Origin of the sequence: Tateyamaria omphalii, assembly GCF_014651375.1 — a bacterium.
Classification (GTDB): Bacteria; Pseudomonadota; Alphaproteobacteria; order Rhodobacterales; family Rhodobacteraceae; genus Tateyamaria; species Tateyamaria omphalii.
Genome location: NZ_BMWT01000002.1, coordinates 185,473 through 202,506 on the forward strand (window position 1 = coordinate 185,473; position 17,034 = coordinate 202,506).

The following is a 17,034-nucleotide window of genomic DNA, read 5'->3' on the forward strand; positions in this document are numbered from 1 at the left end:
GCGTGCGGGCAGACATTACTGTCAATGTCTCCAGAGATGTCATGCGTCAGCTCTTGGTTTCAGGCTTAGCGGATCATAGGCCGGTTCGCCCAACACCCGCGCACTTCGGGATGCGCCGTGAATGATGACATCAAGCACAGTTCCCGGTTCGGCCGCCGACGGCTTGATGTATGCAAAGGCGAGGATCTTGCCGACGGTCGGCCCATAAGCAATGGAGGCCGTGGACCCGACGACTTTGCCATCATGCAACACGGCTTCGCCGCCATGACCATCGGTTTTGCCATCGGGTTCAATCTCGAGGTAGACACACACCCACGGCAAGTCGGCGTTCAATGTCCGGTCGCGCCCCAGATAATCCTTGTCCCTGCGCGCGAACCGCAGCACATCGGCCTCGGCCAGTGTCACTTCGTTGGTCAGTTCACCCGCCCCTTTGAAACCTTTCTCCATTCGCATCGCGTTCATCGCGAAGGAGCCATAGTCGGTAATTTGGTGAGCCTCACCAGCGGCCCACAACGCGGTGTAAACATCCATACAGGCCGCATTTGGCATGTGGAGCTCCCAACCCAGTTCGCCGGCGTATGACATGCGGAATGCCCAAACCTCATGTCCTGCCAAGACGATCTGCCGAGCAGACAGCCACCGGAATCCAGCGTTTGACAGGTCAGAGCCGGTGCATGCTTTCAACGTTACGCGTGCCTTCGGACCATTCAGAGACAGCGCTGACCATTCGGATGACAGCGCTGTCACTGTCACATCTTCGCCGTTCTGTTGCTGCGCAAGGTGATCCAGCAGGCGTTGCTCAAAAAACGCCGCACACACCAGGTAAAACTGGTCTTCGGCCATTCGTACAACTGTTGTTTCCAATTCAATCCGGCCCGCCCGGTTGAGCATGTGCGTCAGTGTGATCGATCCCACATTTTGCGGCATACGGTTTGCTGTTAGGCGGTCCAGCAAAGCGTATGCGCCCGGGCCGGAAATCATGACCTTGGTAAATGCAGTGACGTCCATGATGCCAACGCCCGCACGAACCGCTTGAACCTCGGCGGCGACCATGGCGTCTACCGGTGTCCGGTTGAAGGAATAGTGATCCTCCTGCGCAATGCCACTTGCAAAGAAACGCGGGCGTTCAAAGCCGTAAACCTCTTCGTGAACAGCGCCCTTGGACTTTAACAGGTCATGCAGAGGAGATGGCTTGAGCGGACGACCGGCGAGGCGGTTGAAGTGCGGAAATGGGATTTCATGGCGTAGGCAGTAGTCCTCTTCCGCCTTGATCACCTGCCAGTCCTTGGTCGCATAGCTTCCGAAACGGCGTGGATCATAGTCGCGCATGGATACATCAGCGGCCCCGTGCACCATCCAACGCGCCAGTTCGCGGGTCAGGCCGGGCCCCCAACCGATTCCGATTTGTGTCCCGCAACAGCACCAATAGTTTTGCACACCCGGTGCCGGGCCAATCAAGGGGTTGCCATCCGGCGGATGAGAGATTGCCCCATGCACCTCACGCTGAATGCCAAGCTCTGCAAAGATCGGCATACGTTTCAGGCTCTCTTCCAAGTACGGCATGACCCGATCGTAATCCGCATCGAACAGCCAGTTTTCATAGTCCCAAGGACAATGATCCTGCCACACGGCGTTCGGGTTTTCTTTCTCGTAGATCCCGATCAACCCGCGTTGTTGTTCCATGCGGATGTAACCCGACACCTTCTTGTCATCGCGGATGACAGGCAATTCGGTGTCCAGCGCAGCAAACTCAGGCACCGGTTCAGTGACAAAGTAGTGGTGTGTCATTGACGTCATCGGCAATTGCAAACCTGACCATTCGCCCACTTGACGCGCATAGGTCCCGCCCGCGTTGACCACATGTTCACACGTGATGGCGCCGTTTTCCGTCTGGACCCGCCATTCGCCTGACGGCAATTGCGTGATATTCGTTGCGCGGCAACGACGAATGATCCGTACACCCTTTTGACGCGCGCCGGCTGCCATCGCCATCGTGACATTTGTAGGATCTACATGCCCGTCGTCCGGCGTGTGAAGCGCGCCCAAAACGCCGTCGAGATTGTAGAACGGATGCAGCTTGGCAACCTCTGCCGGGCCAACCAATTCAATGTTGAAGCCCAGCGACCGACCAACCGAAAGCGTGTGCCGCAACCAGTCCATTTCATCTTCGGTATAAGCCAACCGAAAGGACCCGCACCCATGCCACGTAACAGGTTGTCCGGTCTCAGCCTCCAGCCCGCCAGAATACAAGCCGATGTTATAGTCGACACATTTACCGAGGCTGAAGCTCGACGTGGAATGCGTGATTTGCCCTGCTGCATGCCACGTGCTGCCTGAAGTCAGCTCTGCCTTTTCCAGCAAGACAGTATCATCCCCCCAACCTTCATGACCAAGGTGGTAGGCAAGACCAACGCCCATAATACCGCCACCGACGATCACCACGCGCGCAGTGGCTGGAACTGTATCGGGCACCTTTGCATCCCCATCCGAGTCGCATTTTCTCTCGACACGCTAAGCGGACAAAAGTACCATCGTCAATCATGAATGGGACAAATGTATCAAACGCGATTCTTGAAAGACTGGCCGGTGAGTTATCGGCGCTGACGCCTGAAGCCCGCAAAGCTGCCACCTATGTGCTTGAGAACCCGCGCGACGTGGGCGTATCGACAGTGCGGGAGATTGCTGAGGCCGCGAATGTCAAACCCAACACGGTTGTGCGTATGGCGCGTCAGGTGGGTTTTGAAGGATACGAGGATTTCCGCGCGCCCTTCCGCGATGCCATCCGTAAGGGTGCGGCAGATTTTCCTGACCGCGCGCGCTGGCTGCAGGACATCTCGAAGTCAGGCGACCTGGGCGGGCTATATGCCGATATGGTCCGAGATGTGATGACCAACGTCGAAGAAACCTTTGCAGGCATCACCACCCAAGAACTTAAAACGACTGCAGAAGCGATCTGGCAAGCGCGCCGCGTGTTCACCTTGGGTGTTGGAGTGAACCATTCCGTCGCGCGGAACTTCACCTATCTGGCCTCAACCGGTATGACCGAGTTCCATGCGATCCCTCGCCCCGGCTCAACGCCTGTGGACGACCTTGCATGGGCCGATGATCGCGACATCCTGATCGCAGTTACCTGCAAGCCTTACAGGTCAGAGGTGGTCGAAGCTGTCTCGATAGCGCGCGAACAGGGTATGAAGATCGTTGCCTTGTCAGACAGTCCGGCCAGCCCAATTGTGCGGATGGCAGATCATGGCTTTGTTGTTTCGGTTGAGACGCCGCAGTTCTTTCCCTCATCCGTCAGCATCATCGCCCTGCTGGAAACGCTGCTGTCCTTTGTGATCGCGGTTGCAAGCGACGAAATCCCGCAGCGTGTCGAAACATTTCACAAACGCCGTCATCAGCTTGGCCTCTATCACGCGGACGAAACATGAGTGGTCCAATCAGGTCATTGGATGCCCGATACTACACGGACCCGCAGGTGTTTGAGCAGGAGAGAGAAGGTCTGCTCGCACGGACATGGCAACTTGCCTGCCATGCGTCAGACCTGCCCGGCACGGGCGATTACGCGACTTTTGAGATTGCTGGTGAAAGCCTGTTCGCCATCCGCGGGCAAGACGCCAGGATCCGCGTCTTTTACAATGTATGCCAACACCGCGCCCACCAATTGGTCACTGGCGCGGGTAGAACCCGCGTCGTCGTGTGCCCCTATCACGCCTGGACCTATGAACTGACGGGAGAATTCCGTGCAGGTCCGAATATCAAATCGGTTGAAGGCTTCGATAAATCCACAATTTGCCTGACCGAAGTCCGAGCAGAAGAATTTCTTGGCTTCGTGTTTGTGAACCTTGATCCAAACGCAGCTGCAATGGACGAGTGGTTTCCCAAAGCCCGTGCCGAGTTGGAAGACTGGGTGCCCAATTGGGCGAAACTGCGACCTTTGGAATGGGTGGAAATCCCTGAGAACTGCAACTGGAAAGTCTCCGTCGAGAACTATTCGGAATGCTACCATTGCGCACTGAACCACCCCACATTCGCCAACGGGGTGGTCAAACCGGAAACCTATGACATTCAGCCTCAAGGCAAATGCCTGCGCCACACCACGGAGTGCCAGTCACTCGACCAGATGACCTATGATGTTGCGTCCGGATTTGCCCATTCGCACGCGTATTCCAGCTGGTTTCTTTGGCCGATGTTCAGCTTTCAGGTGTACCCGGGAAATCTACTGAACACCTACCATTGGCGAGCTGTTGATGTGGATCACGTCGTGGTCTGGCGTGGCTGGTATTCGTTGGGCGGAGCCGAAGACGAAAAAGTGCGTCAACTTGCGGTGCAAGACCGAGAAACGACCGTTGCAGAAGATATCCTTCTGGTCGAAAGCGTTCAGCGCGGGCTTGGCTCGCGCGGCTATGTGCCAGGGCCACTCGTGGTTGATCCCAAAGGTGGCGTGAACTCAGAACATCCCGTCATGCACCTCCAGCGCTGGATGAAAGACGCGATTGATGGCTGACGCCATGATGCTGGAAAACACACAGCCACTATAGCTGGATGCAAAGGCACCAGGAAGCCAACGTCATTTCTTGAGCTTCCGCAGGAAATACCTGCGATCAACTGGTGTAGCAAACCCGCAGGCCCAGCCTCCTCTATATGACCCGCAGGATCGACAGTGATGTTCCACTTTTTCACAAATGAAAAAGGGCGGCCAAAAGGCCGCCCCATACTTGCGTCACTGCGCAATCAATTCGGGATCAAATCCGGGATCAACGTTACGATGCCAGGGAATGTCCAGAGCAGGGCCAACCCAGCCACCTGGATCAACACAAACGGAATGATCCCACGATAGATGTGGCCAGTGGTCACTTCCTTCGGCGCCACCCCTCTCAGATAGAACAGCGCAAATCCGAATGGTGGCGTCAGGAACGACGTCTGCAAGTTCACTGCGATCATGATCGTCACCCATTTCGGATCAAAGGTGCCGCCGTAAATGACCGGCCCAACGATCGGGATCACGATGTAGATGATCTCAAGGAAATCGAGCACGAAACCAAGAATGAACAGCACCAGCATCACGATCAGGAAGACCGTGAATTCGTTGTCGAAGGACTTGAGAAACTGCTGGATGTAGTGTTCTCCGCCAAAAGAGATCACGACGAGGTTCAAGAGCTGCGAGCCGATCAGGATGGTGAAGACCATCGATGTCACCTTGGCCGTCTCGCGCACCACCGGGCTGAGAACACCCGAGGTGTAGAGGATCCAGCAAGAGAACAGCAGACCGAACAGGGCGTACAGGTAAGCGCCATAGGCGACGAAGAAGGCAAACCAGCTTTGGGCAGACACACCACTTTGATTGATGCGCAAGTCAAAGTTCACACCGACCAGGATACAAACGACAATGGCCAACGTGGACCAGATGATCACCTTCGGGCTGCGGTCCATGTCCGTCAGCTTGCGATAGGCGGCCAGCATGATTGCACCACCCGCACCCAGAGCAGCCGCTGGCGTCGGGTTCGTGATACCGCCCAGAATGGAACCAAGCACTGCCACGATCAGAACCAGCGGTGGGAACACGACCCTCACCAGTTCGTTCTTGGCGCAGCGTTTTACCCCCTCGACCGCCCCGTACAATACAAGTGCAAACGGGATGAACATCACGGCGACATAGTACCCCGCGCTGTTGAGCGGGCCGATAAGAAGGATGTCCGCCAGCAACACCAGGACCACACCGATCCCTCCGATGATCAATGGCTGATTTTCTTTACTTGGCGCAATGCCTTTGGCCGTGGTCAGGATCAGGCCCAAGAGGATCAGCAGGATCGCGGTTCCTGTGCCGATCGGGGCGGCCGACGCAACCTTGGCCTCAACCGCGGCTGCAAGCTCCTCTTCGCTCAACCGTTGTGATTGCTGAACACCCCCCGCGGCATCGATTTCCTCTTGCTGCGCGACGGCGTCGTCCCAAGCATCCTGACCGTGCAATTCGATCATGGATGCCTTGCATTCGTCACCCACATTGGTGCGCAGGCTTGCTGCTTGCCCGATGTCGGAGAACGCCGATACGGTGGCGGACTGGCTGCCAACGATGTTCAGATTGCCAAGCAGGATGGTCCCCACAATGATCAGGACGGGTGCGCCAAGGAACCATGTGAACGCTTCGCCTCGCGTGATCGGTTCGGCGTTTGTTGCGCCCATTTCGACTGCTGGCGCCTTTTCCGGGTTCAAGAGCGCGTAGCCGAAAGCGTACAGAGCATAAAGGAGTGCAAGCATGATGCCGGGCAACAGAGCCGCCTGGAACAACGTACCCACGGAAACCACCGCAGGCTCACCAAGGTAAGTCAGCGCGTCGGTACAACCTGCCACCTGGGCCCGGTTTTCCTGCGCAGCAGAGTAAAGGTCACCCGCAAGCGTGCCCAGCAGAACAATCACGATGGACGGTGGAATAATCTGCCCCAGCGTGCCGGATGCTGCAATCACACCTGTCGCGATTTCGGGTGAGTAGTTGTTCCGCAGCATGGTTGGCAGGGCGAGCAGACCCATGGTCACAACCGTCGCACCCACGATGCCGGTCGATGCGGCAAGGAATGCACCCACAACCACGATGGACACAGCCAAACCGCCGGGCAGCGGACCAAAGACACGGGCCATCGTTGTCAGCAGGTCATTGGCGATCTTCGAGCGTTCCAATGTGATGCCCATCAGAACGAACATCAGAACCGCCAGAAGTGTTTCGATGGACTGACCGGCCAGCACGCGCTCGTTCATCCGGTTCACAACGAAGGACACGTTCCGGTCCAGCGCCACTTCCCAACCGTTCGGGAACACAGGTTCGCCAATGCGGGGCAAGTCCGGGTATCGGAACACGCTTATGGTGTCGGGTTTGACCCCCGAATTGACCAGATCGCGATAGGCTTGCGCACTTTCGTCAATCGCCTGGTGGATCAGCAGCCCCGCACTGTCGAGCGACGCGATGATCCCGAAAGAGATGACCCCTGCCCCCGCGATCGCAAACGCAACGGGAAAGCCGGAAAGGATGCCGCCAAAGAGGCAGACAAAGACGATGATCAGGCCGATTTCTACGCCATCAAGTCCAAACAACATTTCTTACTGCCCCTAAATCAGTGTGTGCCTTCGTAGGCTTCTTCGCCCTCGCCCAGCGTGTCGCGGTCGAGGTATTTGCCTTCGCTCTCTTCGCCTTCCTTCCACTCAAGATACGAGCGGTAGAAGAAGGCGATGGCATGCAGGAACACGAGCCCCGCAAAGGCGACCAGCAGGATTTTGAACAGGAAGTACCCGTTGAAGCCGTTGGGGCTGAAACCGATGGTTTCAACATTCCAACGTACCGCCCTTGCCGAGCGCTCAGCGCGCTCAAGGTCCCAGCTGGCGGCTGGTTTTGGCGTCACCAGATGGCGCCACAAGAAATACCACCCATACATCCAGATCAATGTCGCCGATGGCAGCATGAACAACAGTGAACCACACATGTCGATCACGCGCTTGGTGCGGAATTTCACGGCGGAATAAATCAGGTCAACACGTACATGCCCGCCCTGCACGAAGGTGTAAGTGACACACATACACACAACGAGCGCGTTGTAGAGCTTTAGCTCTTCGGCAAACCACGAGATGTCGAATTGCAGGGGAATCCCGAAGCCAATTGAGATATCTGGCCGGGTAAAGATACGCTGCATAAACACGATAATGATCTGCTGCAACACCATCAACAGACCTGCCCATGCAAAAAACCGGCCGGTGGTGTTGGCGATCCCCTCCATCAAACGGACGCAGCCCCACATGAACTCGCGTTTCCAAAGGCCAATGGCAGTCACAACAAGGATGATGGCAAGGACTGCAAAGAAGAACTGCGTCGACCCGCCATAGTAAACAAACTTCATCAAGGACAGTTTGTCCTCGGGGGTATTGGCCCAAGTGACCCAATCCAGCCAGGATGCTGGGTGCGTGACCGCATAGGCGATGTTGTAAAAGGCCAGGCCAAGGCTCTGAAAGAACCACAGAACGCCATCGACAAGCGTTGCAAAGGTGCCCGCGGCTTCTGCGCCGGTTTCGTTTTCCATGAATGTGCCCCCTACGATGCTGTCAGCACTTGACCGACCGATCGCCTCAGTTCCTCACGTGAACCAAGGGCCCCGATCATCGGGGCCCTTGGTGCTTTCAGACAGGTTGGCTTAGCCGCCCAGCACGCGCACGCGCTGTTGGACATAGTAGCCATCCGACTTGTTGATCCAGCTTGCCGACGTGGCCAGGCTTTCTTCGAACGAGGCACGGGTCCGCGCGAACAGCTCGTCACCCATGTTTTCGTCCATTACCTCTGCGGATGCCGCACCAAACGCATCCCAGACATCGTCCGAGAATTGCAGCGTTTTCACGCCCTGCTGTTGCAGACGGGCCAGCGCAGCACCGTTATTGGCAAGCGTTTCAGCCAACTGGTAGTGCGTGGTGGCACGCGCAGCGTTTGTCAGGATCGACTGGTGCTGCGGTGTCAGGTCGTTCCAGACATCCAGGTTGACGTTGGCCGCCAGAGCGGAGCCTGGCTCGTGGAAACCGGCGGTGTAGTAGACCTTCGCCACTTCCTGGAAGCCAGCGCGCTCATCAGCCATCGGGCCAACCCACTCCAGACCGTCCAGAGCACCGGACGACAGCGCTTGATACAGTTCACCACCGGGGATGTTCTGCACGGATGCGCCCAGCTTGCCCAGCACCTTGCCGCCCAGACCGGGCATACGGAACTTCAGGCCGTTGAAATCAGCAGCCGAGTTGATCTCGTTGCGGAACCAGCCACCGGATTGCGAACCGGAGTTACCCGCCAGCAGACCTTTGAGGTTGAAGATTTCGCCCAGCTCGTCGTGCAGCTCCTGGCCGCCGCCGTGCTCGTACCAGTTGGTGACTTCCTGCGCGGTGCCGCCGAAAGGCACAGCTGTGTAGTAGGCATATGCCGGGTGCTGACCGATGAAATAGTAGTCAGCCGAGTGGTACATGTCCGCTTGGCCCGATGACACGGCGTCGAACACTTCGAACGCGCCAACCAGTTCGCCCGGGGCTTTCTTGTCGATGGTCAGTTGACCATCCGACATCTCGCCCACGAATTGCTCAAGGTAGCTTGCCGCGTCATCCAGAACGGCAAAGCCGCGGGGCCACGAGGTGACCATTGTCAGCGTGCGCTTGCCCTGCGCATAAGCCGGTGCGGCCAAGGTGGTTGCCGCGGCGGCGGAACCACCCAGTGCAGACGTCTTTAGAAAAGAACGACGATCCATAGAGATACTCCTCCCAAATATGATGCCCTACCCCTCCCAGGGGGGCGGATCGTTTCGAGTGCCGACACACTAGCGATGGCGGCCACGATGAAAATACCTAGTACTGCGTAGAAAGTCGGCAATTCTGCGCGTTTGGTCAGATTTTTTCACCAATTTTGACCGCATTTCATTCTACAGCGATCCTGTTAGCGCACGTAATTTTCACTGTTCCTCTTTGATTCGAGCGGTAATCCGCGTATCGAATCAGGCTGTGCGACACACCCTTTCCAACCTGCGCCTGACCTACGCGCAAAAGCTGTCTCTTGTAGCTGCCGTTCCGCTTATCCTTGCGGTCGCAGCAATCGCTATTCTCGTCGCTATTCAGTCTCGCGCACTGGCCGAGCGGGAAATACAAGCGCTGGAAACCCAACTGATCGAGGCCAAGAAAAGGGAACTGCGCAACTACGTGACGCAGGCCCGAAACGGGTTCTACTTCATCTACGGATCAGCCGCACCCGACGATCAGGAAGCTAAAGATCAGGTGGCCCAGATCCTGTCAGCCATGATTTACGGGGATGAAGGCTTCTTCTTCGTCTATGACTACGATGGCACAAATCTGGTCAACCCGCGCCAGACCGAGATGATCAACAACAATCACCTTGCGCTCACGGACAGCCGGGGCACGCATGTTGTGTCCAACTTGATCGATATCGCGCGGCAAGGGGATGGGTATCTGACCCATCTTTGGCCGAAGCCCTCCAACGGTCAAGAAGCCGAGATGATCACCTATGTCACCTCCTTCCCCTCATGGCGTTGGGCTGTCGGCACCGGCGTCTATATCGATGACGTCCTGACCTCGGTTGCTGCGGCGCGCGCCGATGTGGAAACCCGGGTGCAGCGCACATTTTACTATATATCAGGCATCACATTGGCCGCCTTGCTTTTGGTTTTCGGCTCAGGAATGGCCTTGAACTTTCGCGAACGGCGCTTGGCTGATGCAAAGCTGAAGAAACTGACACAAAGGGTCTTTGACGCGCAGGAAGAAGAGCGCAGCCGCGTTGCACGCGAACTGCATGACGGTATCAGTCAGATACTTGTGGGCGTGCGTTACGCGCTGGACAGCGCCCGTCGGCGCTTGGACAAGGGAAATGGAGACGCCACGGCCCCGCTCACCCAAGGGATCGACAATCTTGGCACAGCTATTTCAGAGGTGCGCCGCATCAGTCGTGATCTGCGACCTGGCGCCTTGGACGACTTGGGGCTGGGCCCTGCCCTCAAAGCCTTGATCGAGGACTTCGCAAACCGGACTGACATCGAGACCGATTTCCAAACGGTCGTCTTTCGCAACCGACTGGATCAAGACGCGAAGATCGCTTTGTACCGCATTGCGCAAGAGGCGTTGACCAATATCGAGAGGCATGCAGCAGCAACAAGTGTTTCCGTTGATCTTCGTGGTCACAAACGTGGAGCAACGTTACGCATTTCTGATAATGGTGTGGGTCTTGATCAGTCGCTGAGCCACCGATCGACCGGAATTGGCCTGCGCAACATGCAGGAACGGGTTGAACAACTGGATGGCACATTGCGCATTTTATCAGGCGCAAGCAGTCAGGGTGGCACCATAATCGAAGCAACAGTACCATTAACACACTTGTTGCCACCAGAAAGCTCGACACCGGTTAAGGAGCGCGCGCGCGCATGACTGAATCAATTCGTGTTCTGATCGTCGATGATCACCCCATGGTCGCCCAAGGTATCCAGTCCGTTCTCGAGGACCATGACGGTATCTCCGTCGTCGGTACGCTCGGTACTGGTCGTGCCGTGATCGACCAGCTCGACACCCTTGATCCGGATGTCATTCTGATGGATCTCAACATGCCCGAGATGGGCGGCCTGACCGCCACCGAACTAGTACTGGAAAAGCGGCCCGGCACTCGTATCCTCATTCTGTCCATGCACGACAGTCCCGAATACATCTCTTCCGCGCTGAGCCACGGAGCGATGGGTTACGTATTGAAAGACGTACCCACGCAAGAAATTGCGGAAGCAATAGAGACTGTCATGAAAGGTGAACGGTACCTGTGCACTGGTGCCGAAGGGGCCATTGCCCCCAAACGTGCGGATGTCGCTGGCGCATTGACCGGGCGTGAGCAAACCATCCTGCTGCAACTCGCGCAGGGGCTGTCAAACAAGGAAGTGGCGAACGCCTTGGACATCTCGGTGCGGACGGTTGAAACCCATCGCAAGAATATCAAGCGCAAGCTGGGCATATCGTCCACCGCGGGTCTGACACGCTATGCGCTTGAGCATGGCGTTCTTCAGGGAACCGGCAACGCGCTTTAGGGTATGCTTCCTAACGATTTCTAAAGTGATCGGTGGCAATGCTCGGGCATGTCACATCTGTATTTCCAGAACATGTTTGAGCCCGAAACGGACGCAGAACGCTTTGCACAACGCAGGGCAGCCATTGACCTGATCGCAACCACGCGAGCACGCGCCATCCGTTCCGCATTGTTTGGATCATACCTGTTTCGCGTGAATCCACTGGGTCCGGAGACCGGTGAAAAGCGGGCGCAATGGCGGGCCATTCTGAACGAACAACGAGACGCCATTGCACGGTCAGCGGCGCTTGTGCAGGGCACCGACCCGCAAAACGTCGTGCCTGACTGGGTCTGTGAATGGATCGGGCAGCACGGTTCTGAAAACCCCAAGACGGTCGCAGCATTTGTGAGGATGAGCGAGCTTACAAACGATGTCGCCCTTGCGGCCGAGGGCGACGATGTCACGCGGCTGCGCGACGCCCTCGATGTTCATTTGCGGGTTGGACGCGGTGGCTTCTTCGAAAGTGTGACGGGGTTTTGCGACGGGCTTTGGGCCAAGCTGGACGCAACCCGGCACGAAGAAGTGGAACGCGCAAGCGCGGCTGGGGACGCCATTTCCAAAACTCTGACGCGGCTTGAGCAAATCGGCAAACATGTACGTCTTGTGTCTCTTAACGCTTCGGTCGAAGCGGCACGCGTTGGTGACGCAGGCCGAGGTTTGGGTGTGATTGCCATCGAATTCAAAACGCTGGCAGAAGAGATTCAGATGCTGGCCACCACAGCACGTTCCGAGATTGCGGCGATGACGGGCAACGAGGATGACCATGACATCGTTGGAAACGGCAAAAAATTACCTTTAATGTCCATAGCGCGACCTCACACGCAATAAAGTTTCACATTTTTCCAACCCCGAGACAGTTTTTTCTGGTTTTCCACTGTTGACGCTCCGTGGGGGTACGCATAGTGTTCGCTCACGCAGAAAAGGACCTTAGGGTTAATGACTGAACTAGTCGTCATCGTAGTGGACACGCGCATGGGCCGGTAACGGAACTCCAGAACGAGACCCATGCGCCCCCGAAACCCGGGGGTTTTTTTATGCGCAACAGAAACCGCAAATCGGAGCACGCGGACATGACACGTCAAATGACCGGAGCGAAAATGGTCGTCCAAGCCCTCATCGATCAGGGTGTGGACACAGTATTCGGATATCCCGGTGGCGCTGTGCTACCGATCTATGACGAGATCTTTCAGCAAAACTCAATCAAGCACATCTTGGTGCGCCATGAGCAAGGTGCCGTGCACGCAGCCGAAGGGTACGCGCGCGCCACAGGCAAGCCCGGCGTATGCCTTGTGACATCGGGCCCCGGTGCTACGAACGCCGTGACGGGTTTGACGGATGCGCTGATGGATTCGATCCCGATCATCGTTCTGACCGGTCAGGTGCCGACATTCATGATCGGATCGGATGCGTTCCAGGAAGCGGATACAGTCGGCATCACCCGCCCCTGCACAAAGCACAACTGGCTGGTGAAAGAGACTGACGGTCTGTCCGCGGTCATTCATGAGGCATTCCACGTGGCAACCGCGGGCCGCCCGGGTCCGGTGCTGATTGACATCCCGAAGGATGTGCAATTCGCCACCGGAACTTACAACGCGCCCAAACCTTCGACCTCGCACTACCAGCCACAGGTCAAGGGAGACATGGAGGCAATCACCGAGCTGGTTGCCGCAATCGAAACAGCCAAACGCCCGATTTTCTATACCGGTGGCGGCGTCATCAACTCAGGCCCCGGTGCGAGCCAGCTGCTGCGGGAGCTTGTGGATGCGACAGGCTTCCCCATCACGTCGACCTTGATGGGCCTCGGCTGCTATCCCGCCAGCGGAAAGCACTGGATGGGCATGCTTGGCATGCACGGTCTTTATGAAGCCAACATGGCGATGCATGATTGCGATCTGATGATCAACATCGGCGCGCGGTTTGACGATCGGATCACCGGCCGCATCGACGCCTTTAGCCCAAAATCCAAGAAAGCACACATCGACATCGACCCGTCCTCGATCAACAAGGTGATCAAGGCGGATATCCCGATTGTGGGCGACGTGGGCCACGTCTTGGAAGACATTTTGAAGGTCTGGAAATCGCGTGGGCGCAAGACCAATCAGGCTGCGGTTGCGCAGTGGTGGTCCAAGATTGACGAATGGAAGGCTGTTGATTGCCTGAAGTTCACGCAAGAGGGCAAAACCATCAGACCCCAGCACGCATTGGCGCGGTTGGAAGCTCTGACCAAGGACCACGATCGTTACATCTGTACCGAGGTGGGCCAGCATCAGATGTGGGCGGCACAGTACCTCGGGTTCGAAGATCCAAATCGCTGGATGACATCGGGCGGCTTGGGCACCATGGGCTACGGCTTTCCTGCGTCAATTGGTGTTCAGATGGGTCACCCCGAGGCATTGGTGATCAACGTGGCGGGCGAAGCGTCTTGGCTGATGAACATGCAAGAGCTTGGCACAGCCATGCAGTTCAACCTGCCAGTCAAGCAATTCATCCTGAACAACGAACGCTTGGGTATGGTGCGCCAGTGGCAGGAATTGCTGCACGGTGAGCGATATTCTCATTCGTGGTCTGAAAGCCTGCCCGATTTCGTAAAGCTTGCCGAGGCGTTTGGCGCCAAGGGCATCATCTGCTCTAACCCCGATGATCTGGACGATGCGATCATGGAGATGATCAACCACGATGGCCCCGTTCTGTTCGATTGTCTGGTGGAAAAGCACGAAAACTGCTTCCCCATGATCCCGTCGGGCAAGGCACACAATGAAATGCTGCTGGGCGAGGCCGAGACACAGGGCGTGATTGATGCCAAGGGGAGTGTGCTGGTCTGATGTCGTTGGGAAGACCTATTCTCTGCTCGCTGCTTGCTCTGGGCGCGTTTGCCGCAGCATGCACGCAGCCAGCACCTGAGGTTGTTCCAAACGCAGCCGGAAGAGGACCACTGGCGATCCCGCAAAACGGTGCTGCCCTACGCGGGCTCGCAGAAAACAGGACATTCCATTTTAGCTTTGGGCAGCGGGGCGTTCAGCTAGAGTACTACGCCGCCTCGGGGGACGCACATCTATGGCTTCAGGAAGAAGCCGAAACCATCGTCGGCCAATGGAAAATTGTCGAAACGTCAGAACGGGACGAGCCTAGAGTCTGCTTCAACTACCCTTCATCGTCGCTTTTCACTAGTGGACAGAGAAGTGATGATAATTGGGAGTGTCACAGACAGTCAGACCTGCAACAGCACGTCATTGCGATTGTCGAAGGCGACCCGTTTGAATTGTCGTCAGGAGTACCGCCAATTGTCATTCCAAAAGACGCGCGATGGAGCACATCGCGTGTTGTCGCAGCGACACCGCAGCGTGAAGCCGTTGACTACGTCTATCTGTACAAGAGGTGAGGAGCACCATGTCAGCACTAAAGATTAAAAAAGGCTCTACAAGCCACTCCGCCTACAACCTGCGGCCCACATTCTCGGACGTGGAAGAACGGCACACGCTGGCCGTGCTGGTCGAAAACGAACCAGGCGTGCTGGCCCGTGTCATTGGCCTGTTCTCGGGACGCGGCTACAACATCGAAAGTCTGACGGTAGCCGAAGTAGATCACACCGGTCACCTATCGCGCATCACCATCGTAACCACCGGTACGCCACAGGTGATCGAACAGATCAAAGCGCAACTGGGACGGATCGTATCCGTGCATGAAGTCCACGACCTTACGGTCGAAGGGCCATCTGTCGAACGGGAACTGGCCATGTTCAAGGTGGCAGGCCAAGGTGACAAGCGGGTGGAAGCGCTGCGTTTGGCGGATATTTTCCGCGCCAATGTGGTCGACAGCACCCTGGAAAGCTTCGTGTTTGAAATTACCGGCGCCCCGGACAAGATTGACGCTTTTGCTGACTTGATGCGCCCACTGGGGCTGGTTGAAGTGGCACGGACGGGCGTGGCCGCCCTGCCCCGCGGCGACTAGGCAAACGGCTCGCCCACCTTTAGCAACCTTTTCTCGTACGGGGTCAATCCGTCTTCCGTGCAATAGCCCGACGCACGCGCTGCGGCCTTTGCAGGGCCAATCGCGGTTCCAAGATGCTCATAGATCATCCGCACGACCCGGTCATTGCTCAGAGTTTCCTGCACCGTGCGCGCCACGTATCCAACCCACACATTGTTTTCAAAGGACGTCACGCGGCTTAGATAATTGAATGAAGCCGTGTGGGACCCCCGCCGCGAGATCAACGCGCTTACGCCGTCTTCCTGGCGCAAAACCAGACCGCGAAATTCGCGTGCTTGCCGCGTGACAGGCATGCCCTGGACACTCAGGGCTGCCTTTGTCTCGTACCCCCTGACAATCGTCGCCCCATTATCTCTGAATACCCGTACGAGGCCTGTCACAAAACGATCGCTGTCGAGGAAACTCGCCCTCACAAATCGATAAAACCCGCTTGGGAACAGGTTTTCATCAATCAGTCCAACACCAGCGCCAACAAAATCCCGCAATAGCGGACCGGTTAGCGGATCAGCACCTGACATGATGTTTTGAACAGGCTCCAAGAGGACGCGCGCATCGACCTGAAAAAAGTCACAGATGCGTGCCAAGACGTCCGGACGCGGAAAGCTTTCTCCTGACAGGTATCGATTGAATTGAGTTCGGTTGATCCCCAGTTGGCGGGATAGTTCGGAAATGGACGGGTAGCTATCGGCAAGAATCCGCAAATTCGCACCGAACATGTTGCGCAATTCCGCCGGTGATCTGCGCGTATCAGGCATAGTCATCTCTGTGTTTGTGCTCGAATCGGAATGCAAATCGTTAACCTGACGCCCATTTGAAACAACCGCTCAAAAATTGACGCCCACTCGCGTCAACGGTGACGCAGAACTGCTACTGAACGATACTGCTACCGACACAAAATGCAAGCGGACGTTACGGACTTAATCATGTCGCAAATGTCTAGAATTGAGTTTGATAAAACTTGTCTAACTCTGGGTATAGCAATGATTGGTGTCATCCTTTGGAGCGATCCATCGACTGAGAAAGCGGTCATTTGGTGCGAGGACCAAGGCGACCTGGCTTTCCTGTCTCGGGACAATTGTTCCGCATTGCCGGACGACTTCTTTGACGTCGGCGACATGGTCGAATTTGATGTCTTTGCCGAACGGAACATGCGCAAGGTCAGCCGCGCCAACCTGCTGCGACAAACCCATGACACGTCATTGCCCGACAGCTTACGCAGAATAGGACGCGAGAAGCGTGCACTTGTTGATGTCACTGACTCGGCCGAAATCATTCCATTTCGGCTGCACTCAAGACGGCGGTCGGCTCCAGCAGGTATGTCGCGCCAGGTAGGCGGTATCTAAACGTCTCTCCAAATGTCGGGCACAATAAAGTCCTGTCGAAATCGCACGCACATCGGTCAGTCTGCCCTTTATCGTGTAGTCAAACA

At 56.6% G+C, this 17,034-nt stretch carries 13 protein-coding genes; 8 read left to right on the top strand and 5 right to left on the bottom strand.

Going from position 1 to position 17,034, the window contains the following annotated elements; all coding sequences use genetic code 11:
* Nucleotides 1-39: 39 nt before the first annotated feature.
* Nucleotides 40-2,472 carry an FAD-dependent oxidoreductase gene (locus tag IE087_RS06530; RefSeq protein WP_268244636.1) on the bottom strand — a complete coding sequence of 811 codons (2,433 nt, stop codon included), beginning with the start codon at nt 2,470-2,472 and terminating at the stop codon, nt 40-42.
* 68 nt (nt 2,473-2,540) lie between these two features.
* On the opposite strand from IE087_RS06530, the gene IE087_RS06535 reads away from it, so the two are divergent.
* Both IE087_RS06535 and IE087_RS06540 read left to right on the top strand, forming a co-directional pair.
* On the top strand, nt 2,541-3,428 hold the full coding sequence (locus tag IE087_RS06535; RefSeq protein ID WP_189368509.1) for a MurR/RpiR family transcriptional regulator: 888 nt from the start codon (nt 2,541-2,543) through the stop codon (nt 3,426-3,428).
* Nucleotides 3,425-4,504: an aromatic ring-hydroxylating oxygenase subunit alpha gene (locus tag IE087_RS06540; RefSeq protein ID WP_189368510.1), complete on the top strand. Its 1,080-nt coding sequence runs from the start codon at nt 3,425-3,427 to the stop codon at nt 4,502-4,504. The genes IE087_RS06535 and IE087_RS06540 overlap by 4 nt, the downstream gene beginning before the upstream one ends.
* Before the next feature lie 227 nt (nt 4,505-4,731).
* Here the strand turns inward: IE087_RS06540 and IE087_RS06545 are convergent, their stop codons facing one another.
* The 3 genes from IE087_RS06545 to IE087_RS06555 all read right to left on the bottom strand — a co-directional run bounded on the left by IE087_RS06545 (nt 4,732) and on the right by IE087_RS06555 (nt 9,257).
* On the bottom strand, nt 4,732-7,086 hold the full coding sequence (locus tag IE087_RS06545; RefSeq protein WP_189368511.1) for a TRAP transporter large permease: 2,355 nt from the start codon (nt 7,084-7,086) through the stop codon (nt 4,732-4,734).
* Nucleotides 7,087-7,103: 17 nt separating this feature from the next.
* A complete protein-coding gene (locus IE087_RS06550; protein WP_189368512.1) occupies nt 7,104-8,060 on the bottom strand; it encodes a TRAP transporter small permease subunit in 957 nt (318 codons plus the stop codon).
* Between the two features lie 111 nt (nt 8,061-8,171).
* Nucleotides 8,172-9,257 (bottom strand): TRAP transporter substrate-binding protein, encoded by a 1,086-nt coding sequence (locus IE087_RS06555; RefSeq protein WP_189368513.1) that lies wholly within the window; start codon nt 9,255-9,257, stop codon nt 8,172-8,174.
* A 250-nt stretch (nt 9,258-9,507) separates the two neighbouring features.
* Between IE087_RS06555 and IE087_RS06560 the strand changes: the two genes are divergently transcribed.
* The 5 genes from IE087_RS06560 (at nt 9,508) to ilvN (ending at nt 15,566) form a co-directional block, all read left to right on the top strand.
* Nucleotides 9,508-10,938: a cache domain-containing protein gene (locus IE087_RS06560; RefSeq protein ID WP_189368514.1), complete on the top strand. Its 1,431-nt coding sequence runs from the start codon at nt 9,508-9,510 to the stop codon at nt 10,936-10,938.
* Complete coding sequence (locus IE087_RS06565) at nt 10,935-11,579, top strand: response regulator transcription factor (protein WP_189368515.1); 645 nt, start codon at nt 10,935-10,937, stop codon at nt 11,577-11,579. The genes IE087_RS06560 and IE087_RS06565 overlap by 4 nt, the downstream gene beginning before the upstream one ends.
* Nucleotides 11,580-11,627: 48 nt before the next feature.
* Nucleotides 11,628-12,446, top strand: coding sequence for a methyl-accepting chemotaxis protein (locus tag IE087_RS23710; RefSeq protein ID WP_189368516.1), 819 nt, complete (start codon nt 11,628-11,630; stop codon nt 12,444-12,446).
* Nucleotides 12,447-12,688: 242 nt separating this feature from the next.
* Nucleotides 12,689-14,440 carry an acetolactate synthase 3 large subunit gene (locus tag IE087_RS06575; protein ID WP_189368517.1) on the top strand — a complete coding sequence of 584 codons (1,752 nt, stop codon included), beginning with the start codon at nt 12,689-12,691 and terminating at the stop codon, nt 14,438-14,440.
* 565 nt (nt 14,441-15,005) lie between these two features.
* The gene (gene ilvN / locus IE087_RS06580; RefSeq protein WP_189368518.1) at nt 15,006-15,566 is read left to right on the top strand and encodes an acetolactate synthase small subunit; all 561 of its coding nucleotides are present in this window, start codon (nt 15,006-15,008) and stop codon (nt 15,564-15,566) included.
* Here the strand turns inward: ilvN and IE087_RS06585 are convergent.
* Nucleotides 15,563-16,360 carry a helix-turn-helix domain-containing protein gene (locus IE087_RS06585; protein ID WP_229801294.1) on the bottom strand — a complete coding sequence of 266 codons (798 nt, stop codon included), beginning with the start codon at nt 16,358-16,360 and terminating at the stop codon, nt 15,563-15,565. The two genes, ilvN and IE087_RS06585, sit on opposite strands and share 4 nt — an antisense overlap.
* Before the next feature lie 225 nt (nt 16,361-16,585).
* On the opposite strand from IE087_RS06585, the gene IE087_RS06590 reads away from it, so the two are divergent.
* Nucleotides 16,586-16,948: a hypothetical protein gene (locus tag IE087_RS06590; protein ID WP_189368519.1), complete on the top strand. Its 363-nt coding sequence runs from the start codon at nt 16,586-16,588 to the stop codon at nt 16,946-16,948.
* Nucleotides 16,949-17,034 lie beyond the last annotated feature (86 nt).

What these genes read in the sequence shown, in the direction of transcription:
- IE087_RS06535 (WP_189368509.1), top strand. Translation starts at nt 2,541, where the DNA reads ATGAATGGGACAAATGTATCAAACGCGATTCTTGAAAGACTGGCCGGT.
- IE087_RS06540 (WP_189368510.1), top strand. Translation starts at nt 3,425, where the DNA reads ATGAGTGGTCCAATCAGGTCATTGGATGCCCGATACTACACGGACCCG.
- IE087_RS06545 (WP_189368511.1), bottom strand. Translation starts at nt 7,086, where the DNA reads ATGTTGTTTGGACTTGATGGCGTAGAAATCGGCCTGATCATCGTCTTT.
- IE087_RS06550 (WP_189368512.1), bottom strand. Translation starts at nt 8,060, where the DNA reads ATGGAAAACGAAACCGGCGCAGAAGCCGCGGGCACCTTTGCAACGCTT.
- IE087_RS06555 (WP_189368513.1), bottom strand. Translation starts at nt 9,257, where the DNA reads ATGGATCGTCGTTCTTTTCTAAAGACGTCTGCACTGGGTGGTTCCGCC.
- IE087_RS06565 (WP_189368515.1), top strand. Translation starts at nt 10,935, where the DNA reads ATGACTGAATCAATTCGTGTTCTGATCGTCGATGATCACCCCATGGTC.
- IE087_RS23710 (WP_189368516.1), top strand. Translation starts at nt 11,628, where the DNA reads ATGTCACATCTGTATTTCCAGAACATGTTTGAGCCCGAAACGGACGCA.
- IE087_RS06575 (WP_189368517.1), top strand. Translation starts at nt 12,689, where the DNA reads ATGACACGTCAAATGACCGGAGCGAAAATGGTCGTCCAAGCCCTCATC.
- ilvN (WP_189368518.1), top strand. Translation starts at nt 15,006, where the DNA reads ATGTCAGCACTAAAGATTAAAAAAGGCTCTACAAGCCACTCCGCCTAC.
- IE087_RS06585 (WP_229801294.1), bottom strand. Translation starts at nt 16,360, where the DNA reads ATGCCTGATACGCGCAGATCACCGGCGGAATTGCGCAACATGTTCGGT.
- IE087_RS06590 (WP_189368519.1), top strand. Translation starts at nt 16,586, where the DNA reads ATGATTGGTGTCATCCTTTGGAGCGATCCATCGACTGAGAAAGCGGTC.